Source organism: Pseudomonas sp. PA-5-4B (genome assembly GCF_021606215.1).
Lineage (GTDB): Bacteria > Pseudomonadota > Gammaproteobacteria > Pseudomonadales > Pseudomonadaceae > Aquipseudomonas > Aquipseudomonas edaphica.
Map to the genome: position 1 here is coordinate 46290 of NZ_WKDB01000034.1, position 23729 is coordinate 70018.

Annotated in this window: 17 protein-coding genes; 9 read left to right on the plus strand and 8 right to left on the minus strand. The window is 61.0% G+C overall.

Going from position 1 to position 23729, the window contains the following annotated elements:
• Window positions 1-287: 287 nt before the first annotated feature.
• Together GIW28_RS17830 and GIW28_RS17835 are read left to right on the plus strand one after the other, a co-directional pair.
• A complete protein-coding gene (locus tag GIW28_RS17830) occupies window positions 288-2384 on the plus strand; it encodes a putative bifunctional diguanylate cyclase/phosphodiesterase (RefSeq protein ID WP_170038427.1) in 2097 nt (698 codons plus the stop codon).
• Between the two features lie 54 nt (window positions 2385-2438).
• A complete protein-coding gene (locus GIW28_RS17835; RefSeq protein ID WP_017135063.1) occupies window positions 2439-3185 on the plus strand; it encodes an SDR family oxidoreductase in 747 nt (248 codons plus the stop codon).
• A gap of 116 nt (window positions 3186-3301) precedes the next feature.
• Here GIW28_RS17835 and mapR read toward each other — a convergent pair whose 3' ends face one another.
• The 3 genes from mapR to GIW28_RS17850 form a co-directional block, all read right to left on the minus strand.
• Window positions 3302-4711, minus strand: a complete 1410-nt coding sequence (mapR, locus tag GIW28_RS17840; protein WP_236447572.1) for a GntR family transcriptional regulator MpaR — start codon at window positions 4709-4711, stop codon at window positions 3302-3304.
• 156 nt (window positions 4712-4867) lie between these two features.
• Window positions 4868-6277, minus strand: a complete 1410-nt coding sequence (gene ccoG, locus GIW28_RS17845) for a cytochrome c oxidase accessory protein CcoG (protein ID WP_099548274.1) — start codon at window positions 6275-6277, stop codon at window positions 4868-4870.
• Window positions 6278-6461: 184 nt separating this feature from the next.
• Window positions 6462-6701: a DUF3203 family protein gene (locus GIW28_RS17850; protein WP_017139130.1), complete on the minus strand. Its 240-nt coding sequence runs from the start codon at window positions 6699-6701 to the stop codon at window positions 6462-6464.
• 120 nt (window positions 6702-6821) lie between these two features.
• On the opposite strand from GIW28_RS17850, the gene GIW28_RS17855 reads away from it, so the two are divergent.
• Window positions 6822-7319 (plus strand): MgtC/SapB family protein, encoded by a 498-nt coding sequence (locus GIW28_RS17855; RefSeq protein WP_236447571.1) that lies wholly within the window; start codon window positions 6822-6824, stop codon window positions 7317-7319.
• 8 nt (window positions 7320-7327) lie between these two features.
• On the opposite strand, the gene GIW28_RS17860 is transcribed toward GIW28_RS17855, so the two are convergent.
• A complete protein-coding gene (locus tag GIW28_RS17860; RefSeq protein ID WP_017139128.1) occupies window positions 7328-7876 on the minus strand; it encodes a hypothetical protein in 549 nt (182 codons plus the stop codon).
• 178 nt (window positions 7877-8054) lie between these two features.
• Window positions 8055-8222, minus strand: coding sequence for a hypothetical protein (locus GIW28_RS17865; RefSeq protein ID WP_017139127.1), 168 nt, complete (start codon window positions 8220-8222; stop codon window positions 8055-8057).
• Between the two features lie 203 nt (window positions 8223-8425).
• Between GIW28_RS17865 and GIW28_RS17870 the strand changes: the two genes are divergently transcribed.
• The 4 genes from GIW28_RS17870 to GIW28_RS17885 all read left to right on the plus strand — a co-directional run bounded on the left by GIW28_RS17870 (window position 8426) and on the right by GIW28_RS17885 (window position 17381).
• Window positions 8426-10414, plus strand: a complete 1989-nt coding sequence (locus GIW28_RS17870; RefSeq protein ID WP_236447570.1) for an alpha-1,4-glucan--maltose-1-phosphate maltosyltransferase — start codon at window positions 8426-8428, stop codon at window positions 10412-10414.
• 167 nt (window positions 10415-10581) lie between these two features.
• Window positions 10582-13929, plus strand: coding sequence for a maltose alpha-D-glucosyltransferase (treS, locus tag GIW28_RS17875; RefSeq protein WP_236447569.1), 3348 nt, complete (start codon window positions 10582-10584; stop codon window positions 13927-13929).
• On the plus strand, window positions 13926-16163 hold the full coding sequence (gene glgB / locus GIW28_RS17880; RefSeq protein WP_236458974.1) for a 1,4-alpha-glucan branching protein GlgB: 2238 nt from the start codon (window positions 13926-13928) through the stop codon (window positions 16161-16163). The genes treS and glgB overlap by 4 nt, the downstream gene beginning before the upstream one ends.
• A 51-nt stretch (window positions 16164-16214) precedes the next feature.
• Window positions 16215-17381 (plus strand): GGDEF domain-containing protein, encoded by a 1167-nt coding sequence (locus GIW28_RS17885; RefSeq protein WP_017139123.1) that lies wholly within the window; start codon window positions 16215-16217, stop codon window positions 17379-17381.
• A 4-nt stretch (window positions 17382-17385) separates the two neighbouring features.
• Here GIW28_RS17885 and GIW28_RS17890 read toward each other — a convergent pair whose 3' ends face one another.
• From GIW28_RS17890 to GIW28_RS17900, 3 genes are all read right to left on the minus strand, one after another.
• On the minus strand, window positions 17386-19572 hold the full coding sequence (locus GIW28_RS17890; RefSeq protein ID WP_138450224.1) for a GAF domain-containing hybrid sensor histidine kinase/response regulator: 2187 nt from the start codon (window positions 19570-19572) through the stop codon (window positions 17386-17388).
• 161 nt (window positions 19573-19733) lie between these two features.
• Window positions 19734-20585, minus strand: a complete 852-nt coding sequence (locus GIW28_RS17895; RefSeq protein WP_017139121.1) for a CAP domain-containing protein — start codon at window positions 20583-20585, stop codon at window positions 19734-19736.
• Between the two features lie 81 nt (window positions 20586-20666).
• Complete coding sequence (locus tag GIW28_RS17900; RefSeq protein ID WP_176992291.1) at window positions 20667-21881, minus strand: MFS transporter; 1215 nt, start codon at window positions 21879-21881, stop codon at window positions 20667-20669.
• A gap of 113 nt (window positions 21882-21994) precedes the next feature.
• Here GIW28_RS17900 and GIW28_RS17905 point away from each other — a divergent pair, with 113 nt between their 5' ends.
• On the plus strand, window positions 21995-22900 hold the full coding sequence (locus GIW28_RS17905; RefSeq protein WP_176992290.1) for a LysR family transcriptional regulator: 906 nt from the start codon (window positions 21995-21997) through the stop codon (window positions 22898-22900).
• A 20-nt stretch (window positions 22901-22920) separates the two neighbouring features.
• The gene (locus tag GIW28_RS17910) at window positions 22921-23592 is read left to right on the plus strand and encodes a GNAT family N-acetyltransferase (RefSeq protein WP_099548283.1); all 672 of its coding nucleotides are present in this window, start codon (window positions 22921-22923) and stop codon (window positions 23590-23592) included.
• Window positions 23593-23729: the final 137 nt, after the last annotated feature.

Consider the following 23729-nt stretch of genomic DNA (forward strand, 5'->3'; position numbering starts at 1 on the left):
GCGGGAGCAAGCACCCTCGCCACAACAGCCCGCACTTGTTACTCCTCGGCACATTGCTGATCAAAATCCGCCCGCGCCTGTTCAATCGCCCACGGCCTGATTTTCAAGCAGATGATCCTGCTCAGCGGGCTGAAGCAGGTGGCATTTCAAGGTCAGTAGATTGGCGTCAAAATGCCACTAATGGCCCCGTGATAATTAATCAAACCGACAATAATTATTCTCGCTACAATCGCCGGCTTTGCCACTTGGCACGGGCGTTTTCAGGCCCGTCAGTCTTGAGAAGTCCCATGCTGATCGGTAGTTATTCCCCCTCTCTGGTCGTCATCTCCCTGTGCGTCGCGATCCTGGCGTCCTATACCGCGCTGGACTTGGCCGGCCGTATTGCGACCGCCAGGGGCCGCGCAGCGTACATGTGGATGACCGGCGGGGCATTGGCCATGGGCGTGGGCGTTTGGTCCATGCACTTTATCGGCATGCTGGCGTTGCGCCTGCCCTTTGCCCTCGGGTTTGACCTGGGTATCACCGCGCTGTCGTTATTGATCGCCGTGTTATCCAGTGGCTTTGCACTGTGGCTGGTCAGCCAGCCACGTCTGCCGGCTTGGCAGTTGGCATTTGGCGCGTTGGTGATGGGGGCTGGTATTGCCTGCATGCACTACACCGGCATGGCCGCGATGCGCATGACCCCGGGCATCGATTACGACCCCGCCCTGTTTGGCGCCTCATTGTTGATCGCCGTGCTGGCGTCCGGCGCGGCCTTGTGGATCGCTTTCAACTTGCGGCGCAACACGCCTTACGTACGCCTGGCGCGGGGGGGCGCCGCGGTGGTGATGGGCATTGCGATCGTTGGTATGCACTACACCGGCATGGCTGCCGCGCGTTTTGATGACAACAGTTTCTGCGGCGCCGCGCTGACGGGCCTGAGTGGCAAGGGCCTGGATAACCTGGTGCTGGTCACTTCGCTGGCGGTCTTGATCATCGCGTTATTGACCTCATTGCTCGACGCCCGGCTTGAAGCCCGCACTGCCGTGCTCGCAGACTCACTGACCCTGGCCAACCAGGAACTCACCCATCTGGCCCTGCATGACATGCTCACCGGGCTGCCTAATCGCACCTTGCTCGCCGACCGCATTCAACAAGCCATACAGGCGGTCAGGGAGCAGGGTGGTTGTTTTGCGTTGATGTTTATCGACCTGGACGGTTTCAAGCCGGTCAATGATGCATTTGGCCACCACATGGGTGACCAATTGCTGCGCGAGGTGGGTTTGCGTCTGCGCGAGGACCTGCGCAGCCAGGACACCTTGGCGCGCATCGGTGGCGATGAGTTTGTGCTGCTGGTGCAGTTGACCCAGCCGGACGACGCCATGGGCTTGGCCGAGCGCCAGGTTGGCTTGATCAACCGTACGTTCAAGGTAGCCGAGCATGAACTGAAGATTTCCGCGAGCATCGGCATTGCCATGTTCCCCGGTAACGGCGTTAACCCTCAGGAACTGCTGATGAACGCTGATGCCGCCATGTACCACGCCAAGGGCATGGGCAAGAACGGTTACAGCTTCTTTGATGTGTCGATGAACACCAATGCGCGCAAACAGCTGCAGTTGTTGCAGGACCTGCGCAACGCCGTTGAGCACCAACAGTTCCGCCTGTACTACCAGCCCAAGTTCGACGCGCTCAGCGGTATTGCGGTCGGCGCCGAAGCTTTGTTGCGTTGGGAGCACCCGCAACAGGGGCTGTTGTTGCCGGCGATGTTCATCGAGCTGGCGGAAAAAACCGGGTTGATTATTCCCATCGGCGAGTGGGTGCTCAACGAGGCTTGCCGCCAGATGGCTGTCTGGTACGCGCAGGGTTATGAAGACTGGCGCATTGCAGTCAACCTGTCGGCGTTGCAGTTCTGCCATGCAGGGTTGGTTAAAAGTGTCGCGCAGGCGCTGGAGCGTCACCGCTTGCCGGCCAACAGCCTGACCCTGGAAATCACCGAAACCACTGCCATGAGCGATGCCGATGCGAGCATGACGGTGCTGCAGCAACTGTCGGACATGGGCGTGGACCTGTCCATAGACGACTTCGGCACCGGTTATTCGAGCCTGATGTACCTCAAACGGTTGCCCGCCAACGAGCTGAAGATCGACCGCGGGTTTGTGCGCGACCTTGAACACGACAGCGACGACGCCGCCATCGTCTCGGCCATTGTCGCCCTCGGCCAGGCGCTAGGGCTGCGCATTGTCGCCGAAGGCGTGGAGACCGATGTGCAGCAAAGTTTCCTCACCCGGCTGGGGTGCAACGCGCTGCAAGGCTACTTGCTGGGCCACCCATTGCCGGCCGAGGGGTTCATGGCCGATATCCAGCGCGCCGAAGACGCCTTGGCGCCTGACAAAAGCCATGGATGACGGGTATTCTTGGATCCAACCTTAAACCGTTGGTTTATTCAGGAGACCGCACGCATGGACAAAGTCGTCATTATCACTGGAGGCAGCCGTGGTATCGGCGCTGAGACGGCCTTGCTGGCTGCACGCCAGGGCTACCGCATTTGCATCAACTACCAGTCTGATGAGGCAGCGGCCCAGCGTGTGCTGGACCAGGTGCGCGCCTTGGGTGCACAGGCCATTGCGGTGCGGGCCGATGTCAGCATCGAGGATGAAGTGATCGCATTGTTCAATCGCGTTGATGCCGAGCTTGGGCGCGTGACGGCACTGGTCAACAACGCCGGCACCGTGGGGCACAAGTCGCGGGTCGATGAAATGTCCGAGTTCCGCATCCTCAAAATCATGAAGACCAATGTGCTGGGGCCGATCCTGTGTGCCAAGCAAGCGGTGCTGCGCATGTCGCCCAGGCATGGCGGGCAGGGCGGCAGCATCGTCAACGTGTCGTCGGTAGCCGCGCGCCTGGGTTCGCCGGGCGAATATGTCGACTATGCCGCGTCCAAGGGCGCGCTGGATACCTTCACCATCGGCCTGTCCAAAGAGGTGGCGGGTGAAGGGATCCGTGTCAACGCGGTGCGCCCTGGCTACATCTTTACCGACTTCCATGCCCTGAGCGGCGACCCGGACCGAGTCAGCAAGCTGGAGTCCGGCATCCCCATGGCCCGTGGCGGGCGCCCGGATGAAGTGGCGGAGGCGATTATCTGGTTGTTGTCGGACAAGGCTTCGTATACCACTGGCACTTTTCTGGATTTGGGCGGTGGCCGTTGAGTCTTTAGCGCCAGTCAAGGCGCCATCGCGGGCAAGCCCGGCTCCCACAGTGGAACGCATTTCACTGTGGGAGCCGGGCTTGCCCGCGATGGCGTCAGATAAGGCAACAACCGAGCCTAGAAGGACCGCACAATGCGCCCGAGTGTTTCCATGGCCTTTTCCGATGCCTCGGTCCACGGGCTGCCGTAGTTCAAGCGAATGCAATTTCTGAAGCGCTGGGTCGCCGAAAAAATCGGCCCCGGCGCAATGCTGATGCCCTGGGCCAGGGCCATTTGGAACAGCTTCAACGAATCGGTTTGCTCCGGCAGTTCCAGCCACAGGAAATAGCCGCCAGCCGGCTGGCTGACCCGCGTCTGTGCCGGGAAATAGCGCGCGATGGCGGCCAGCATGGCGCTCTGCTGTTCTTCCAGGGCGTAGCGCAATTTACGCAGGTGCCGGTCATAGCCGCCGTGTTGCAGGTAGTCCGCAATCGCCGCCTGGGCCGGCATCGAGGGGCACAGCGAAGTCATCAGCTTCAGGCGTTCAACCTTCTGCGCATAGCGCCCGGCCGCGACCCAGCCGACGCGATAGCCAGGTGCCAGGCTCTTGGCAAAGGAGCCGCAGTGCATCACCAGACCTTCGGTGTCGAAGGCCTTGGCCGGTTTTGGCGCGTGCTGCCCGTAATACAACTCGGCGTATACATCGTCCTCGATCATCGGCACTTGATAGCTGCGCAGCAGTTCCACCAGCGCCTGTTTTTTCGCCTCTGGCAGCGTGGCGCCCATGGGGTTCTGGAAGCTGGTCATGGTCCAGCAGGCTTTGATCGGGTAGCGCTCAAGGGTTTGCGCCAGGGCATTGAGGTCGATGCCATCGCGCGGGTGTACAGGGATTTCCACCGCCTTGAGCTTCAGGCGTTCGAGCACTTGCAGGCAGGCATAGAACGCCGGGGCTTCGATAGCGACCAGGTCGCCCGGCTCGGTCACCGCTTGCAGGCACAGGTTCAGCGCTTCCAGGGCGCCGTTGGTGATCAGCAGCTCTTCCATCGGCAGCATCAGGCCGCCCACCATGTAGCGCAGGGCGATCTGCCGGCGCAGTTGCGGGTTACCCGGTGACATGTCGGTGACGACAAGGCGCGGGTCCATCTCACGGCCGGCACTGGCCAACGAGCGCGCCAGGCGTGGCAGCGGGAACAACATGGGGCTGGGGAAGGCCGAGCCGAACGGTACGGTGTTGGGGTCTTTGATGGAGTCGAGCACTGAGAACACCAACTCACTCACATCGACTTCGGTGGACTCGTGCACCTGTTCACTCACCACCGGCTCGGAAAACGGGCTGGGCGCGTGAGTGTTGACGAAGTAGCCGGAGCGCGGCCGCGCACGAATCAGGCCACGGCGTTCGAGCAGGTAGTAAGCCTGGAACACCGTGGACGGGCTGACCCCATAGGTCTGGCTGGCATAGCGCACTGAGGGCACTCGCTGGCCAGGGCCGAGGACGCCGGAGCGAATCAGTTCTGCGATGTCGTCGGCAAATTTTTCGTAGCGTTTCATGGCGGCCTGATTAACGTTCCAATAGTGTTCGCAGGGCAAAATGTGGGAGCTGGCTTGCCTGCGATGACGGTGGCACATTCAACATCATCCGTGCCAGACCGGGCGCCATCGCAGGCAAGCCAGCTCCCACACTTGATCTTCTGTGTGTGTTGGATATCAACGATTCAACGGCGCCACAAAGCGACTGTCCGCTGCACTGTAAATCCACGGTTCATCCACATCCACAACCTTGAAGCGCAAGGTCTGCGAGCTGCTCGCCGGTTTATCGGCCAGCAACGCCACCGACACCGGCACATCGCTGATTTCCCCCGGCGCCAGGCTGAGCCGGGTCTTGCCTTGCAACTGGAAGCCCTCGGCGTCCACCAGTTCCAGGCGGTAATCCTGGCGCTGCTGGGTCTTGTTGATGACCTTCAAGCTGTAGATGTTTTCGATCAGCCCCTGGCTGTTTTCACGGAACATGCCACGGTCCTTGGTCACGTCCAGCGACACCATTGGTCGTTCAATCAAGGCCACCACCAAGGCGGCGATCATCACCAGCAGCACGGCACTGTAGCCGATCAGGCGTGGCCTGAGCAGGTGCGTTTTGCCACCTTGCAGTTGATGTTCGCTGGTATAGCTGACGAGACCACGGGCATAGCCCATCTTGTCCATGATCGAATCGCAGGCGTCGATGCATGCGGCGCAGCCAATGCATTCCATTTGCAGGCCATCGCGGATATCGATGCCGGTGGGGCACACTTGCACGCACAGTTGGCAGTCGATGCAATCCCCCAGGCCAACCTGCGCCGGTTTCACCTCGCGTTTGCGCGGGCCTCGGCTTTCGCCACGCGCCGCGTCGTAGGAAATGGTCAGGGTGTCTTTGTCGAACATCACGCTCTGAAAACGTGCATACGGGCACATGTGCATGCACACCGCTTCGCGCAGCCAGCCGGCGTTGATGTAGGTGGCTGCGGTAAAAAACAGCACCCAGAACAGGCTCACACCGCCCATCTGCCAGGTCAGCAACTCACTGGCCAGCGGGCGGATTGGCGTGAAGTAGCCGACAAACGTCAGCCCGGTCAGCACGCTGATACCCAGCCATAGCGTATGTTTTGCCGAACGCCGCGCCAGTTTGTTGAGACTCCAGGGTGCCGCTTGCAGTTTGATGCGTTGGTTGCGTTCACCTTCGGTGACCTTTTCACACCACATGAACAGCCAGGTGAACGAGCTTTGCGGGCAGGTGTAGCCGCACCAAACGCGGCCGGCAAATACGGTAATGGCAAACAGGCCGAAAGCGCAGATGATCAACAGCGCCGACAGCAGGATGAAATCCTGGGGCCAGAAGGTGGCACCGAAGATGTGGAATTTGCTTTCGGCCAAGTCCCACAGCACGGCTTGGCGCCCGGACCAGTTCAGCCACACGGTGCCAAAAAACGCCAGGAACAGCACAGCGGCACCGCCCACACGCAAAGTGCGGAACACGCCGGTGAAGCTGCGGGTATGGATCAGGTTGTCACTGGATTTGGCCTTCACCTTCTTTGGGTGTATGGGCTCAAAGGTGTCCACGGTTGGGATTCTTTCGCTCATGGTCGTTCGCTCATCAGCCTCCATCAGGCCAATGAACTATGAACTTCACGCTGTTTGCATAACAGACTCAGGTAGGTCGATAAAAAGCGGATCAGATGGGCTTTCTATACGTCACTGTGACAATGTGCTGCACCCCGTAGCGCCTGGGGTGCAGCTGGCTTGTGCGCGGGTTGATACAGATCAATCAAATCACCGAATCACTGTCGGTCGCCTTCAAGTGTTTGCGACCGTCCCTTGCACCGGCGACGGTCAGTGCGTCCGCTTCGGCTTCAGTGATGTAGACCCGATCGCCTTTTAACTCTACAAAAGACATGGATTTGGCGCTGTCGGTACTCACCGTCACACCCGTGGCGGGCAGGGCGTATTCCTGGCCGTCGTCAGCGACCTTGAAAAAGCACGTTTGATTGTCGATACGTACAGGCATGGTGCTCTCCTTTTTATGGGCAGTCATGGGTTAGGGCGTCGCGCAGTGCCAGGTGTTCCAGGCAACTGACTGGCGGTCGGCGCTGTCCATCGTCTAACCACACTAAAACGGATAACGACCATGGACGCCTGGTGGCAAGAAGTGCTTCAAACCCTGCATGCAGAATTTTCTGACATCGCTGATGCAAAGCAGCTCACTCAGATAACCGTTCGCCTGCTTATCGCCGCGATCCTGGGCGGTATCCTGGGGTTTGAGCGTGAGCAAAAGGGCAAGGCGGCGGGGGTGCGCACCCACATGCTCGTGGCCTTGGGCGCTGCACTGTTTGTGCTGGTGCCGCAGATGTCAGGCAGCCAGTCGGACGCCATGAGCAGGGTCTTGCAGGGGGTTATCGCCGGGATCGGCTTCCTGGGTGCCGGCACTATCCTCAAGGGCAAGGAGGATGAAGAGGGCCAGCACGTCAAAGGCCTGACCACCGCTGCCGGGTTGTGGATGACCGCCGCCATTGGCGTGGCGGCAGGGGTTGGGCGTGAATCAACGGCGGTATTGAGTACACTGCTGGCGCTCGTTGTACTTGGCTTAATGCCCAAAGTCGTCAGGCTCTTCGAGAAGGAACGTTGAGTCCATGATCAGTGAGCCTTCATCCTTGATTTAATGTGTGTTGGGTTGAGCGCCTCGGTGATGGTGTTCATATCCATCACCGTTTGGGCTGTGTCCTTCACGCACCCATTCAGGTGCTCGAATGCTCCGGCCGTGCCTTTGAAAAACTCATAGACATGGCGAAAGCCATAATCGTCCTTACCCGATATCAACTTTAACAGTAAGGCGATTTTCTGTTTGTCATAGGCTGCCTGATAGTCGCTGAAATAAAGTTGGGTGGATAATTTTACGCAGGCCTCGTCACTATTTTTTTGCAGGAACTTGCCGATGTCCGTCAGGAGGTGAGCAACTTCCTCGGCGTCTGGTTCTTTCAACATGGAGTCGACACTTTCCTGGCTGAAATGCATGCGCATTTCATTGAGGACTTTACGCGACTTCAGGTCGTTGGGCGCACGCAAGACCTGGGCGATGTCCTCCTCTGTGAGGCTTGCTTTAAGCTCGGTGAGATAACGCCGGCTGACGGAAACGTCTGAATGTACGTGTTGGTGGCGGCTTTGCTTCACGTGAATGTCCGACATGGTATTAACCTGCTCGCGTTTAAGAGGGGGGTAAATGAAATGTGCTCAAGTAAGCGCGTGTGGGACTGTAGCAATAGGCGCACAGGCGAGATGTAGGCTATTTCACCTGTGCGCGCAGGTTAATGCGTTTTTAAGGCAGGCATCCTGACGCGAGTACGCGTGTGAGTGATGGCGTTGATCAACAAGGTTGAACAATCACTGGCGGCATGGTTGTGGGCGGTTCCTCCACGGGTGGCGGCAGGTTTTCCGGTGGTTCCTTCTCCGGGATCGGTTCCGGTTCACTCGGCGGCAGCGTTGGGTTGTCGATATTCGGGTCCGGGGTTTCAGCCGGGATCGGGATATTCATCGGTGTGGCCTCCTTTGTGCTTTGCTCTATCGGTGGACAACCGCCGGGCAGGTTTGATTCCCGCCCAATGGCGGCACATCCACCTGAACTTTTCCGCGCAGCCCAGGCTCGGACCTATTACGGCCCTGCTCAGGGAGAGCGTCGCCGTCTCAGAATTCGGATCAAGCAAAGAGCGTCCACAGGGCGTAAGGGGAAGATGCTCGATGACTGCTGAAACACTGACTCCAGAAGACTCCATATTGCCGCTGTCCCAAGCCTTGTTGTTGCCAAGGATCGCGATTGAAAGCACTACGCCCGTCATAGATGGCGGCGAATTTGCTGTGAAGGCCGTGGTGGGCCAGCGCGTCACCGTCACCAGCAAGGTGTTTGCCGACGGCCATGACAAGCTCGCCGTGCTGATCCGCTGGCGCCCGCTGCAGGACGAAAGCTGGCACAGCGTAGTGATGACGGATGTGGGCAACAATGGCTGGGAGGGCGCGTTTACCGTGGCCCAGCAAGGCCCGCACGAATACTGCATCGAAGCCTGGATTGATACCTTTGCGAGCTTCTGCTACGAACTGCGCAAAAAACATGAGGCCGGTGTGCCGGTCAGCCTTGAGCTGCAGGAAGGCCGCAGCCTGGTGTTGCAGGCCGCCGAGCGCAGCGACAATGAGTTACGCGACCGCTTGATGCTGCTGCACCACGAGCTGTCGGGCTTGCTGGAAACCGAGCAGGTCGCGCAGTTCTTGCACGAAGACAGTGCACATTTGATGACCCAGGCCGACCACCGCGCTTACTTGAGCATCAGCACCGTATACCCGCTCGACGTGGAGCGTGAGGCCGCACAATTTGCCAGTTGGTACGAGCTGTTTCCGCGCTCGGTCACCGACGATTCGGCGCGCCACGGCACCTTTAATGACGTGCATGCGCGGCTGTCGATGATCCATGACATGGGCTTTGACGTGCTGTATTTTCCGCCGATCCACCCGATCGGCCGCAGCCATCGCAAGGGCAAGAATAACTCGCTGACCGCAGGCGCCGATGACCCCGGCAGCCCTTATGCGATCGGTAGCGAGGAGGGCGGCCATGAAGCCATCCACCCGCAGTTGGGCAGCCGCGAGGACTTCCGCCGGCTGGTCAAGGCCGCCGCCGAGCATGGCCTGGAAATCGCCCTCGACTTTGCCATTCAGTGCTCCCAGGACCACCCGTGGCTCAAGCAGCATCCAGGCTGGTTCAACTGGCGCCCGGACGGCACGATCAAATACGCCGAAAACCCGCCGAAGAAATACCAGGATATCGTTAACGTCGATTTCTATGCCGCCGACTCTATTCCGAGCCTGTGGACCGAGTTGCGCGACATTGTTATAGGTTGGGTGCAAGAGGGCGTGAAAACCTTTCGCGTGGATAACCCGCACACCAAGCCGCTACCGTTTTGGCAATGGCTGATCAGTGACGTGCGCTCCAGGCACCCGGAGGTGATCTTCCTGGCTGAAGCCTTCACCACGCCAGCGATGATGGCGCGCTTGGGCAAGGTCGGTTATTCCCAGAGCTACACCTACTTCACCTGGCGTAACACCAAGGCCGAGTTGAGCGAGTACTTCACACAGTTGAACGAATCGCCGTGGCGCGAGTGCTTCAGGCCGAATTTCTTTGTCAATACCCCGGACATCAACCCCGGCTTCCTGCACGAATCCGGGCGCCCGGGCTTTCTCATCCGCGCCGCCCTGGCCACCATGGGCTCAGGCTTGTGGGGCATGTATTCGGGGTTTGAACTGTGCGAAGCGGCGCCGGTACCGGGTAAGGAGGAATACCTGGACTCGGAAAAATACGAAATCCGCCCCAGGGACTTCACCGCGCCCGGCAACATCATTGCCGAGGTCGCCCAGCTCAATCGTATTCGTCGGCAGAACCCGGCACTGCACACCCATCTGGGCTTGAAGCTCTATAACGCCTGGAACGACAACATCCTGTACTTCGGCAAGCGCAGCGATGACGGCAGCAATTTTATCCTGGTGGCGGTCAACCTTGACCCGTTTAACGCCCAAGAGGCCCATTTCGAATTGCCCTTGTGGGAGCTGGGCCTGCCGGACGATGCCCAGACCCAAGGCGAAGACCTGATGAATGGCCATCGCTGGACCTGGTATGGCAAGAACCAATGGATGCGCATCGAGCCGCAGATGCCATTCGGGATCTGGCGTATCACCGTCTCCTGAGCCTGACAGGGATTAACTGTCAGGGATCAACGGTGGGAGCTGGCTTGCCTGCGATAGCGGTATGTCAGCACCGAAAAGGCTAGCTGGCCCACCGCTATCGCAGGCAAGCCAGCTCCCACCTTGATTGCATGTCTTCTGCACAATTTTCAGTGTTCCAGGAGTTTCCAATGGCGAAGAAACCCACCCCAGCCACTTTTATCAAAGACCCGCTCTGGTACAAGGACGCGGTGATCTACCAAGTTCACGTCAAATCCTATTTCGACTCCAATAATGACGGTATCGGCGACTTTCCCGGCCTGATCGCCAAGCTCGACTACATCGCCGATCTGGGCGTCAACACCATCTGGCTGCTGCCGTTCTACCCGTCGCCGCGCCGCGACGACGGCTATGACATCGCCGAGTACCGTGGCGTGCACAGCGACTACGGGACGATGGCCGACGCCAAGCGCTTTATCAGTGAGGCGCACAAACGGGGCCTGCGGGTCATCACTGAACTGGTGATCAACCACACCTCCGACCAGCATCCGTGGTTCCAGCGGGCGCGCAAGGCCAAGCCGGGCTCGGCGGCACGGGACTTCTACGTGTGGTCCGATGACGACCAGAAGTACGACGGCACCCGCATCATTTTCCTCGACACCGAAAAGTCCAACTGGACCTGGGACCCGGTCGCCGGCCAGTACTTCTGGCACCGGTTCTATTCGCACCAGCCGGACCTGAACTTCGATAACCCGCAAGTCATGAAAGCCGTGCTCTCGGTGATGCGCTACTGGCTGGACATGGGCATCGACGGCCTGCGTCTGGACGCCATTCCCTACCTGATCGAACGCGACGGCACCAACAACGAGAACCTGCCGGAAACCCACGGCGTGCTCAAGCAGATCCGCGCCGAGATCGACGCGCATTACCCCGACCGCATGCTGTTGGCCGAAGCCAACCAGTGGCCGGAAGATACTCAGCTGTACTTTGGTGACAAAAAAGGCGACGACGGCGATGAATGCCACATGGCCTTCCACTTCCCGCTGATGCCGCGCATGTACATGGCGCTGGCCCAGGAAGATCGTTTCCCGATTACCGATATTCTGCGCCAGACCCCGGAGATCCCCGCCAACTGCCAGTGGGCGATCTTCCTGCGCAACCACGATGAACTGACCCTTGAAATGGTCACCGACAAAGAGCGCGACTACCTGTGGAACTACTACGCCGCCGACCGCCGTGCGCGCATTAACCTGGGCATTCGTCGGCGCCTGGCGCCGCTGATGGAGCGTGACCGTCGCCGCGTTGAACTGCTCAACAGCTTGTTGCTGTCGATGCCCGGCACGCCGACGTTGTACTACGGCGATGAAATCGGCATGGGCGACAACATCTACCTGGGCGACCGCGACGGCGTGCGCACGCCGATGCAATGGTCCATCGACCGTAACGGCGGCTTCTCGCGCGCCGACCCGGCCAGCCTGGTGTTGCCGCCGATCATGGACCCGCAATATGGCTACCTGTCGGTCAACGTCGAAACCCAGGCCCAGGCCCCGCATTCGCTGCTCAACTGGACCCGGCGCATGTTGGCGGTGCGTAAACAGTCCAAGGCCTTCGGGCGTGGAAGCCTGAAAATGCTCTCGCCGAGCAACCGCCGCATCCTGGCGTATACCCGTGAGTTCACCGGCGACGATGGCCGCACGGAAACCATCCTGTGCGTGGCCAACGTGTCGCGCAGCGCCCAGGCGGCCGAGCTGGACTTATCCGCCTTCGCCGGCATGGTGCCGGTGGAGATGCTCGGCGGTAACGCGTTCCCGCCCATCGGCCAGCTGAATTTCCTGCTGACCCTGGCGCCGTACGGTTTCTATTGGTTTGTGCTGGCGGCCGAAAACCAGATGCCCAGCTGGCATGTGGAGCCGGCGCAGAGCATGCCGGATTTCACCACGCTGGTGCTCAAACAACGCATGGAAGAGTTACTCGACGAGCCGTGCCGCACCACCCTGGAGCACACCTCGCTGCCGGCATGGTTGCCCAAGCGGCGCTGGTATGCCGGTAAAGACACGGCCATCGACCAGGTGCAAATTGCCTACGGCGTGCGGTTTGGCGACCCGCAGCATCCGGTGCTGCTCAGTGAGGTCGATGTGACCAGCGGCGGCCAGGTCAGTCGTTATCAATTGCCGTTCGGCTTTTTAGCCGAAGACCAGTTCACCAGTGCCTTGCCCCAGCAACTGGCGCTGGCCCGCGTACGCCGGGGGCGTCAGGTTGGGCTCGTTACCGATGCCTTTAGCCTGGAACACTTTATCCGGGCGGTGATCCAGGGTTTGCAGGCGGGCACCGTGTTGACTACTCACGAAGGTGATTTGCGTTTTGAAGCCACGCCGCACTTGGCCGCGCTGCAACTGACCGATGAGGCGCAGGTGCGCTACCTGTCGGCCGAGCAGTCCAACAGTTCGGTGGTGGTGGGCGAGAGCCTGGTGCTCAAGCTGATCCGCAAAGTCAGCGCCGGGGTGCACCCGGAGCTGGAAATGAGCGCTTACCTGACGGCCGCCGATTACCCGAATATTTCGCCGTTGCTGGGCTCGATGATTCGTCGCGATGGCCAGGGGCAGGACAACCTGCTGATGATTGCCCAAGGCTACCTGAGCAACCAGGGCGACGCCTGGAGCTGGACCCAGAACAACCTGGAGCGCGCGATTCGCGACGAGCTGGCCCAAGCGATTTCCGAGCAGGAGCAGCATTACAACGCCTTGGGTGAACTGCAGGATTTTGCCGGTTTACTCGGCCAGCGCCTGGGCGAAATGCACGGGGTGCTGGCAGCACAAACCACCAACCAAGACTTCAAGCCCGAGACCACCACGGCCAAGGACACCCAGGCCTGGGCCAAGGACGTCGGCGCGCAGATCGACCGCGCGCTGCAGTTGTTAAAACTTCATCAAAGCCAGTTGAACCCCGCCGATCAGGCGCTGGTCAGTGAAATGCTGGGGCAGAAAAAAGCGCTGGCCAGCAGTGTCCAGGCTCTGGCGAAAGCCACGGCCGGCGGTTTGCGCATTCGGGTCCACGGTGACTTGCATCTGGGGCAGGTCCTGGTGGTCAAGGGCGATGCGTACTTGATCGACTTTGAAGGCGAGCCGGCGCGCCCGCTGCATGAACGGCGCGGCAAGCACAGCCCGTATAAAGATGTAAGTGGCGTGCTGCGCTCGTTTGATTACGCCGCCGCCATGGCCCTGAATGTGCAAGGTGTGGATCACTCGCCGCAAGCGGATACCGCCCGCCAGCGTGTGACTGACCGTTACCTGAGTGAAGCGCGCAAGGCATTTATCCAGGCTTATCATCAGGCTACGTCTACACTGGCGCATGACTGGCAGGATGCCAATGGGCAGGACGCAGCGCTGACGTTGTTCAGCCTGGAGAAGGCCGCGTACGAAGTGGCTTACGAAGCAGAAAATCGCCCGACCTGGTTGCCGGTGCCCCTGCAAGGGCTGCACGGTTTACTCAGCGGGCTGCTATCTCAAGCGAATAATGCACGCGGTGGGGAGACGTCATGAGTTTTACACAGAGCGAACCGCTGCAAGCGAAGTTGACCGCCATGCCGGCGCCCAAAGATGTAGAAGCGCTGGTGCGCGCGGAACACCCGGACCCTTTTTCCATCCTGGGGCCGCACGATGACGAGCAGGGCGGGCAATTTATCCGCGCGTTCCTGCCCGAAGCCTTGAGCGTCCACGTGTTGGCCCGCGAAAGCGGTGAAGCCATCGGCAGCCTGGACGCGACCCAGGTGCCGGGTTTGTTTGTCGGGCATTTTTCCACGCGCCAGGGCTACCTGCTGAAGATCCATTGGGCCGGCGGCGAGCAGATCACCGAAGACCCTTACAGCTTCAGCCAGTTGCTGCTGGGTGAGATGGATTTGTACCTGTTCGCCGAAGGCAATCACCGTGACCTCAGCAGTTGCCTGGGCGCGCAGGTCACCAGCGTCGACGGCGTGCAAGGCGTGCGTTTTGCGGTGTGGGCGCCGAATGCGCGGCGCGTATCGGTGGTGGGTGACTTCAATATCTGGGATGGCCGCCGCCATCCGATGCGACTGCGGCATCCGTCGGGCGTGTGGGAGATCTTTATCCCACGTCTGCAAACGGGCGCGGCCTACAAGTACGAGATTCTCGGCGCCCATGGGATTCTGCCGCTCAAGGCCGACCCCATGGCGCTTGCTACTCAACTGCCGCCCGACACTGCCTCAAAAGTCGCCGCGCCGTTGCAGGTGGACTGGCAAGACCATGAGTGGATGCAGACGCGTGCCGACAAGCAAAAGGCCTCGGCGCCATTATCCATCTATGAGCTGCATGTCGGTTCCTGGCAGTGTGAACTCGACGAGGCCGGTGAAGTGTCGCGCCAATATGGCTGGCGCGAACTGGCCGAGCGCTTGATTCCTTATGTGCAGCAATTGGGCTTTACCCATATCGAGCTGATGCCGATCATGGAGCACCCGTTCGGTGGCTCCTGGGGTTACCAGGCGCTGTCGCAGTTTGCGCCGAGCGCACGCTTTGGCTCGCCGGAGGACTTCGGGTTTTTCGTCAACGCCCTGCACCAGGCCGACATTGGTGTGATTCTGGACTGGGTGCCGGCGCATTTCCCCACCGATACCCACGGCCTGGCCCAGTTCGACGGCACGGCCTTGTACGAATACGCCAACCCGCTGGAAGGCTTCCATCAGGACTGGGACACGCTGATCTACAACCTGGGCCGCACCGAAGTGCACGGCTTTATGCTCGCTTCGGCGTTGCATTGGCTCAAGCACTTCCACATCGACGGTTTGCGCGTAGATGCCGTGGCCTCAATGCTGTATCGCGATTATTCGCGCAAAGCCGGTGAGTGGGTGCCCAACCGCCATGGCGGCCGCGAAAACCTGGAGGCCATCGACTTCCTGCGCCATCTCAATGATGTGGTCGCGCTGGAAGCGCCGGGTGCGCTGGTGATTGCCGAAGAGTCCACAGCCTGGCCGGGCGTCAGCCAGAGCACGCAGCAGGGCGGCCTGGGTTTTAACTACAAATGGAACATGGGCTGGATGCACGATTCGCTGCACTACATCCAGCAAGACCCGGTGTACCGCGCCCATCATCACAATGAGCTGAGTTTCGGCCTGGTGTATGCGTGGTCCGAACGCTTTATCCTGCCGATCTCCCACGATGAAGTGGTGCACGGCAAGCACTCACTGATCGACAAGATGCCCGGCGATCGCTGGCAGAAATTCGCCAACCTGCGCGCCTATCTGAGCTTTATGTGGATGCACCCCGGCAAGAAGCTGCTGTTTATGGGCTGCGAATTCGGCCAATGGCGCGAGTGGAACCACGATCAGCAGTTGGATTGGTACTTGCTGCAATACCCCGAACACCGAGGCGTGCAGAAACTGGTCGGTGACCTTAACCGCCTGTACCGCGAGGAACCGGCGCTGCATGAGCAGGACGATGCGCCCCAAGGGTTCCAGTGGTTGATTGGCGACGATGCGATCAACAGTGTCTATGCCTGGCTACGCTGGAGCAAGGACGGCAAACCGGTGCTGGTGGTGGCCAACTTCACCCCGGTGCCGCGTGAGGGCTATGCGGTCGGCGTGCCGTTTGCCGGGCGCTGGAGCGAGGTGATCAACAGTGATGCCGACACCTATGCCGGCTCCAATTATGGCAACGGCGGCGAAGTGCTCACCCAAGAGGAGCCGCGCCATGGGCAGCCGGTGTCGCTGTCGCTGAATCTGCCGCCTTTGGGCGTGTTGATTCTTCGCCCGCAAGCGCTGTAACGGCTCTAGTGTGGTGGATTTTGTTGTCCGCACTACTGGCAGGGTGCCACAATGGCGCCTTTGTCGTGGCAGTCGAAGCAGGCGCATTTCATGAACGGCCTTGGGCGTGGGCAAGACCCGGATGAACTCATCGAACAGCAGGTGCGAACCGACCGTTTGCACCAGCTGTTTCGCCAATCGTTCTCGGCTATTTTCGGCAGCTACCTGGGCGCTGTCATGCTCTGCTGGCTGTGCTGGGGCCGGTTTGACCACAAGGTCATGCTGGTCTGGCTGGGGTTGCTGGCGGTGACATCGCTGGTGCGCGTCAAACTGTTCACCGACTGGTTTCGCTGCCCCGACAGCGAGCGCACGCCCCGGCGCTGGGAGCGCCGCTATTGGGTCACGCTGATGCTGTCAGCCGGCACCTGGGGCCTCGGCGCCCTGGCCGTGATGCCGACGGATGATCGTGTTTCCCAGGTGCTGGTCATGCTGTTTACCGTGGGCATGTCAGTGAGCGCGGTTTCGTGTTATTCGGCCTATCGCTATATGACCCTGGGCTCCATGGCGCTGGTACTGTTGCCGTGCACCCTGTGGTTGCTGTTCCAGCCGGCGCCGATGCAAGTAGGTGTGGCGATCGCGGTGCTGGTGTTCTCGACCTTTGTGGTCAGTGCCACGCGCAAGCTCTCGGATGCGCTGGAAAAAGCCTTCCGACTGACCCGACAGATGGAACGTGCTCACCATATCTCCACGCGTGCTGCCCAGACCGACGAGCTCACCGGGCTGATGAACCGTCGCGCGTTTTTCGAACAGGCCCACCTGCTGTACGCGCATTGCCACCACCACCAGCAGCCGCTGAGCGCGTTGATGATGGACATGGACCATTTCAAGGACATCAACGACACCTACGGCCATCAGGCCGGCGACCAGGTGTTGCGCCAGATTGGCGGGGTGATCAGCACGTCGTTTCGCCAGGCCGATGTTTATGGTCGGCTCGGTGGTGAAGAATTCGCGGTGTTGCTGCCCAACACCTCACTGGAAACCGCGCGAGGCATCGCCGAGCAACTGGTCCAGGCGATTTCGGGCCTGACCTGTGAACCGGTGAAGGGCTTGACCGCCAGCCTCGGTGTGGCCACTACCCGCAGCCTTGATCAGGACTTGCACAGCCTGATGAACAACGCCGACAAAGCGCTGTACCGCGCCAAGGCTATGGGGCGTAATCAGGTGGCCGTCGCGCAGTAGCGCCTCACTCCTTGAGCATCGACCTGGCCAATGCCCGCGCCACTTGGTCGGCGGAGTAGGGCTTGGGGAGGAATTCGAAGCCTTCATAACCGCTGTCGGCCAGTTCTTCGCTGTAGCCTGACGTGAGCACCACCGGCAAGTCGGGGCGGCGCTGGCGCAGCAGTTTGCTCATGGCCACGCCGGTCATGCCTGGCATCACCACATCCGAGAAAATCGCGTCAAACGCCATGCCGTCCGGGCCGGCCAGTGCCAGTGCCTGCTCGGCATGGGTGGCCCAGGTGGTGCGGTAACCCAGGTCCTGCAGGATCTGGTTGGCAAAGCGGCCGACCTCGAGGTTGTCTTCGACTATCAGGATGTGGCGCGCCGCAGTGGCGGGCAGCGGGCTCTGATCTTCCTGGACCGGGCAGGCCTGCACCGCCACAGGCTCGGCCTCGGGTAGATACAGGGTAAACACGCTGCCCTGGCCGAGGTTGCTGGTGACGTCGACGTTGCCACCGGACTGTTTGGCAAACCCGAACACCTGGGACAAGCCAAGCCCGGTACCTTTGCCCACCGCCTTTGTGGTAAAGAAGGGTTCGAAAATGCGCTCGACGGTGTCAACGGCAATGCCGCTGCCGGTATCGGCCAAGGCAATGCTCACAAAGGGCTGGTTTGATTCGGCATCGCCACGGATACGCGGCAGTCTGGCAATGTGGGCGACGCGCAGGGTCAGGGTGCCTTGACCTTCCATGGCATCGCGGGCATTGAGCGCGATATTGATCAGGGCGGTTTCAAATTGGCTGGAGTCGACGCGCACATGGCACGGTCGCTGCGGCAACTCCAACTGCACGCGGATACGCGCACCGGTGAGGCTTTCGAGCATCTCGCCGATGTTCTTGACCCGCAGGCTCACATCGAAAACTTCCGGGTTCAGCGGTTGGCGGCGGGCAAAGGCGAGCAGTTGGCTGGTGAGTTTGCTGGCCCGCTCGACAGTGTCGGACACCGCGCTCATGTAGCGTTGGCGGCGCTCTTCGGACAACCCCGGCTGGCGTAGAAAATCCACCGAGGAGCGGATGATGGTCAGCAGGTTGTTGAAGTCATGGGCCACGCCACCCGTCAACTGGCCGATGGCTTCGAGTTTCTGCGACTGGCGCAGAGCGGCTTCGGCCTGGGCCAGCGCCAGGGTGCGTTCTTCGACACGCTGCTCCAGGGTGGTGTTGAGTTCGGCAAAGGCTGCCAGCCCTTCACGCACATGGGCATCGGCGCGCACGCGCTCGATATGCGCCCAGGAGCGCTCGGTGACTTCGCGCAGCAAAGCCAGGTCGTAGCTCGACCACAGCCGTGGGACTTTATCGTGTACCGCCATCAAGGCCGTCAGCCGACCATTTTTGATGAGTGGCATGCAGATCGTGGCGCTGACGCCCAATGCCTGAAAGGACGCTGACTCTTCTGGTGGCAGCTCGCGCAGGTTGTCATGGATCACCAGTGGCTCACCGGCCCGCAGGCAGTTGACGGCCGTTTCACCGAAAGCCGCCAGGCTGTAGCAGCCGATAATGCTGGGCGAACCGGGGGCTGTCCAATTGTCACGGATGGTGAAGCCGTCTTCATCGGCGTCCATATCGGCGTAGGCGCAGTTACTCACCTGCAGATGTTCGGCGACCAATTGAGTGGTGCTGCTCAGAATGGTTTCGGCATCTGCCGCATTGGCCACCGTGTGGCTGATGGCTTCCAATACCGCCAGGCGACGGGCGAGGAATACTGTGGTGGTGGTTTCCGACACGGTGTCGAGAATGCCGACTACCTTGCCCTCGGGGTCGCGAATCGGGCTATAACAAAAGGTGAAGTACGCCTGTTCCCGCGTCGGGCCGCGTTCAATCACCAGGGGGAAATTTTCGATGTAGGTGGCATGGCCTTGGAAGGCGGCATCGGCGATGGGGCTGATATCCGCCCACACCTCATGCCACACCTCGTTGAACGGGCGCCCCAACGGGTCGGGCTTGGTGCCCAGGATCGGAATGAATGCATCGTTGTAGAGTGTGATCAACTGCGGCCCCCAGACAATCGCCTGGGGAAAGCTCGATGCGAAGCACAGCGCTACGGTGGTCTTGAGCACGTCGGGCCACTGCTCCAGCGGGCCTAGTGGCGTGTTCGCCCAGTCATGCTGGCGAACCCGCTCAGCCATTTCGCTGCTGCTTTGCAGCCAATTCATCATTGCGAAAACACCTTGTTTACCACGGTCTGTCGAGGGCCTGAAGCGGTCAGGCTAACAAGCAACAGACCGGAATGAATGCTGCCAGTTCAGCACGATTATTCAGGTGATAGCAATTTGATGTTCTATACAAATGAATAGGCCTGCAGTCGGGCCTAAGACGCCTATTGCGCGCCGAGAACCCCCGTCCAATAAATGCCGGCATCACTCTTGGGGTCCATGGCGTAAGCCGCGCCCAATTCACGAAATTGCGGGTTCATCAGGTTGGCGCAATGCCCGGGGCTGGCGAGCCAGCCGTCCACGACCTTGCGCGGGTTGTCGAGGCCGGCGGCGATGTTTTCGCCGATGTTTTTTGCGATGTACCCGGCCAGTTCCGCACGATCGCCAGGCGTGCGGCCGTCATGATCCAGGTGGTCGAAGAAATTGCCATTAGCCATGTTGCGCGAATGGCTGTTGGCGGCGCTGGCCAAGTCGTCATTCCACGACAGCGGCGTGGTCGCGCTAAACGCCTGGGTGCCGCATTGGCGTGGTTGTTGACGGGCGGTGTTGACCAGATCGAGAAGTTTTTTGCCCTCGGTCTGCCAGTCGCCAAGGCCGCTGGTGAGCAGCGGGCGTGCCAGCACGATGCGCCAGTCCTGGCCGCTGTTGCTCACGCCAATATCGACAAATTGCGGGTCCAGCACCACGCGGCAGAAGCTTTCGCGCACGGCCTTCATCGCCGCCTCGGCGTCTTTGGGGCCGGAGAGGCTGATGGCCTGCACATTCACCATCGGGTACGCGGCCCGCGCGAGCGCCTGCTGCAAGTCGCCGACATTGGTGGCCGGCAGCACCAGCCGCGTATCGCTGGCCAACGGTGGCAGTTCCTGGGAACCCTGGTTGCCGCAGCGTTGTACGTGGCTGCGGTATTCGTTGATCTGTTGCACTAACTGACTTTCTTCATTCGCCATCGCGCTGGCGCAGAACACCACATTGGCGGCCAGCGTCGTCAGACCCATCATCAATGACAGCACGCGCATGGACGTTACCCTTGAGCTTGAAAGTGCCCATGATGCGCGAAGTAACCCGGTTTGGGGCAACGCCTTTTTTGTTTTTTTGCCTCAACGGGTGTTCTGCGGGCAGATCGTGGCGCGGTTGCGCCCCCAGGCAAACGTGCTGGCGGTGACGATCAAGACCAACGCCATGGCGAAGGTCACATGCAAGCCATTGGCAACACTGGGCGGCGCTGCGTGGGCCACATCGGGGCTGGCCCAGGCAAATACCGCGCCCAGGGCCCAGGCACCGAAAATCAGTCCCAGGTTGCGCGACAGGTTCAGCAGGCCAGAGACGGTTCCTCGGCGTGTCGGCGCGACATCGCTCATCACCGCGGTGTTATTGGCGGCTTGAAACAGGCTGTAGCCTGTTGTGAGCAGGATCAGGGCGCCGAGGTAAGCGAGCAGTCCCGCGGTCAACGAAAGCGACAGGGCACCCAGGGCCATCACCCCCAAGCCCGCGAGGGTCATGCGATGGCTACCCAGGCGATCGGTGAGGCGGCCCGCCGGCAGACCGGTCAGCGCCGCAACACAGGGGCCGAGGGCCATGGCCAGGCCCATCCAGGCGGGGTCGAGCCCCAGGCCACGGGAGAGGTAAAACGGCCCGACCACGAACGTGGCCATGATCACTGCCGCCACCAGCGCGCTCATCGCCAACCCGGCCCGCAGCGACGGGTCTTGCAAAGGCTGCCAGAAAGCACCTGCCGATTCGCGGGCGCCGGCCTGGCGGTCTGCCGGTAAGTAATAAAAGGCGAGGGCGGCGGCCAACAGGCCCAAGGGTACGCCGACCGCGAACAACGCGCGCCAGCCCCACAGGCTCAGCAACACGCCGCCGACACTGGGGCCCATGGCGGTGCCGACTGCTGACATCGTTCCGAGCAAACCCATCACCTGCCCGGTACGCGCCTTGGTGACCGTGTCGCCCACCATCCCGAGGGTCATCGCCATCATGCTCGCCGCCCCCAGGCCTTGCAGGGCGCGCGCGGCAATCAGCCATTTAAGCGATGGTGCTGCCGCGCACAGTGCACACGCCACGGCGAACAGCAGCAAGCCGGCGAGCAATACGCGTCGGCGCCCCCAACGATCGCCCAGGCGGCCGGCACCGACAATCACCGCCGTGATCGCCAGCAGGTAGGCGAGCACCACCCACTGCACGGCATGAAAGGATGCATCAAATGCCTGGGCCAGGCTGGGCAGGCCGACATTGGCGATGCTGGTGCCCAAAGCGGCCAGCAACATGGATAGCGACAGACTGACGAGCGCGGCGCGTGAAGAGTTGTGCATGGACGATTCCTTGAGTGAAGGCAACTGACACAACTCTACGGCGTGGCCTAATATGGCGGAAGACGCATGGGTTGCAGCTAATACCTGCATCAAACGCCTGATAAGGAACACGTATGCCCGACCTGAATTTGCTCATTACCCTGGATACGTTGCTTAGCGAGGGCAGTGTCGCCGCTGCCGCCAGGCGCCTGCGCCTGAGCCCTTCGGCCATGAGCCGCGCGCTGGCACGCCTGCGTGAAACCACCGGTGACCCCTTGCTGGTGCGCGCCGGGCGCGGGCTGGTGCCGACCCCGCGGGCGGTCGAACTGCGTGAACACGTCAGCCGTTTGGTGCAGGAGGCCCAGGCGGTGCTGCGCCCTGCGCAAACCTTGGACATGGGCCAGGTGGTACGCACGTTCACGCTGCGCTCGAGCGAGGAGTTTGTCGAAAACCTCGGCCCGGCGTTGCTCGCGCGTATCGCCCAGGAAGCGCCGGGCGTGCGCCTGCGTTTCGTCGACAAGAGCGACAAGGACTCGGCGCTGCTGCGCGAGGGCAGTATTGACCTGTCGATTGGCGTGGTCGACGCCAGCGCCAGTCCCGAACTGCTGACCCAGGCGCTGTTCCGTGACCGACTGATCGGTGTGGTCCGCAGCGGCCATGCGCTGAGCCAGGGTGAAGTCAGCGCCGAGCGCTTTGCCCAGGGCCAGCATGTCTACGTGTCACGCCGTGGGCTGGACCGTGGCCAGGTCGACGACGCCCTGCAAGCGCTGGGCCTGACGCGGGAGATCAGCACCATCGTCGCCGGCTTTGCCACCGCCATCGCCCTGGCCCGCGACACCGACCTGATCGCCAGCGTGCCCGAACGCTACACCGCCCATCAGCGCGACGGGCTGTACAGCTTCGCGCTGCCGATAGTCGTGCCGCCGTTCACCGTGGCCATGCTCTGGCACCCACGCCTGGATGCCGATGTGGCCCACCGCTGGTTGCGCGGCTGTTTGCGCCAGGTGTGCGGGCAGCAGGTACAATCACCGCTGCCTTGACGCTAAACCCAGGAATTTGCATGTTCAGCCTTACCCGCTACACCACCGCGTGCCCCGAGCCGATCAACAGCCAGATCCTGCAGATGGTGGTGGACAACCTCACCGACATCAGCAGTGTGGCGTTGCCGCCGAGCAACCTGCTCTACAACATCTATCAATATGCCGTCGGTTATGAGGTACACCTGTACCTTGAAGCGCTGACTGGCGCCAAGGGCATCGCGGTTGAACTGGTGGTGGCGATGCGGGACGAACAGGTGATCGGCTTTTGCCTGTACCTGCCCGTCAAGGACGATCCGCACGCCTGTGGCATCGCCTTCATGGCGGTGCAAGCCGGGCACCGGCGCCAGGGCGTGGCCCGCGCCATGCTTGGCGAGGTGCTGGCGCATTATCCCCACGCAGAACTGGCCTGCTCAGTGGAAAAAGTGCCGGCGTTCCAAGCGCTGGGCTTTCAGGTGCGTGGCGCACGCGGCACCCAAGTGTTGATGAACACCCGCGATTACGGCACCGATGGCTTGATGGGCGTGCTGGATGTGGCTGCGATCTATAGCTCGCTGGAGGTGCGACAGATTCATACCTACTTGCTGCAAAAACACGGCAAGCGCGCGATGGTTGATGCCGAGAAGCAGCGGGATCGGCACTTGGATTACCTTGCGCGTAAGGTGCAGCTATTTTTAAGCGAGCATCAGGCCTGAATGTAAAAGACCTTCCTTGGGTAGAGGGGGTGTGTGTATATCCGTTGCTGCGGTAACGGCGGCTTAGGGTTCCGCCCTGACGGCGGGTCACTTTTGGCAAACGCCCGGAATGCCGGCCCAGCCAAAAGTAACCAAAA

What these genes read in the sequence shown, in the direction of transcription:
- mapR (WP_236447572.1), bottom strand. Translation starts at nt 4,711, where the DNA reads ATGAAACGCTACGAAAAATTTGCCGACGACATCGCAGAACTGATTCGC.
- ccoG (WP_099548274.1), bottom strand. Translation starts at nt 6,277, where the DNA reads ATGAGCGAAAGAATCCCAACCGTGGACACCTTTGAGCCCATACACCCA.
- GIW28_RS17905 (WP_176992290.1), top strand. Translation starts at nt 21,995, where the DNA reads ATGCCCGACCTGAATTTGCTCATTACCCTGGATACGTTGCTTAGCGAG.
- GIW28_RS17850 (WP_017139130.1), bottom strand. Translation starts at nt 6,701, where the DNA reads ATGCCTGTACGTATCGACAATCAAACGTGCTTTTTCAAGGTCGCTGAC.
- GIW28_RS17910 (WP_099548283.1), top strand. Translation starts at nt 22,921, where the DNA reads ATGTTCAGCCTTACCCGCTACACCACCGCGTGCCCCGAGCCGATCAAC.
- GIW28_RS17830 (WP_170038427.1), top strand. Translation starts at nt 288, where the DNA reads ATGCTGATCGGTAGTTATTCCCCCTCTCTGGTCGTCATCTCCCTGTGC.
- GIW28_RS17900 (WP_176992291.1), bottom strand. Translation starts at nt 21,881, where the DNA reads ATGCACAACTCTTCACGCGCCGCGCTCGTCAGTCTGTCGCTATCCATG.
- GIW28_RS17865 (WP_017139127.1), bottom strand. Translation starts at nt 8,222, where the DNA reads ATGAATATCCCGATCCCGGCTGAAACCCCGGACCCGAATATCGACAAC.
- glgB (WP_236458974.1), top strand. Translation starts at nt 13,926, where the DNA reads ATGAGTTTTACACAGAGCGAACCGCTGCAAGCGAAGTTGACCGCCATG.
- treS (WP_236447569.1), top strand. Translation starts at nt 10,582, where the DNA reads ATGGCGAAGAAACCCACCCCAGCCACTTTTATCAAAGACCCGCTCTGG.
- GIW28_RS17890 (WP_138450224.1), bottom strand. Translation starts at nt 19,572, where the DNA reads ATGATGAATTGGCTGCAAAGCAGCAGCGAAATGGCTGAGCGGGTTCGC.
- GIW28_RS17885 (WP_017139123.1), top strand. Translation starts at nt 16,215, where the DNA reads ATGGCGCCTTTGTCGTGGCAGTCGAAGCAGGCGCATTTCATGAACGGC.
- GIW28_RS17835 (WP_017135063.1), top strand. Translation starts at nt 2,439, where the DNA reads ATGGACAAAGTCGTCATTATCACTGGAGGCAGCCGTGGTATCGGCGCT.
- GIW28_RS17870 (WP_236447570.1), top strand. Translation starts at nt 8,426, where the DNA reads ATGACTGCTGAAACACTGACTCCAGAAGACTCCATATTGCCGCTGTCC.
- GIW28_RS17895 (WP_017139121.1), bottom strand. Translation starts at nt 20,585, where the DNA reads ATGCGCGTGCTGTCATTGATGATGGGTCTGACGACGCTGGCCGCCAAT.
- GIW28_RS17860 (WP_017139128.1), bottom strand. Translation starts at nt 7,876, where the DNA reads ATGTCGGACATTCACGTGAAGCAAAGCCGCCACCAACACGTACATTCA.
- GIW28_RS17855 (WP_236447571.1), top strand. Translation starts at nt 6,822, where the DNA reads ATGGACGCCTGGTGGCAAGAAGTGCTTCAAACCCTGCATGCAGAATTT.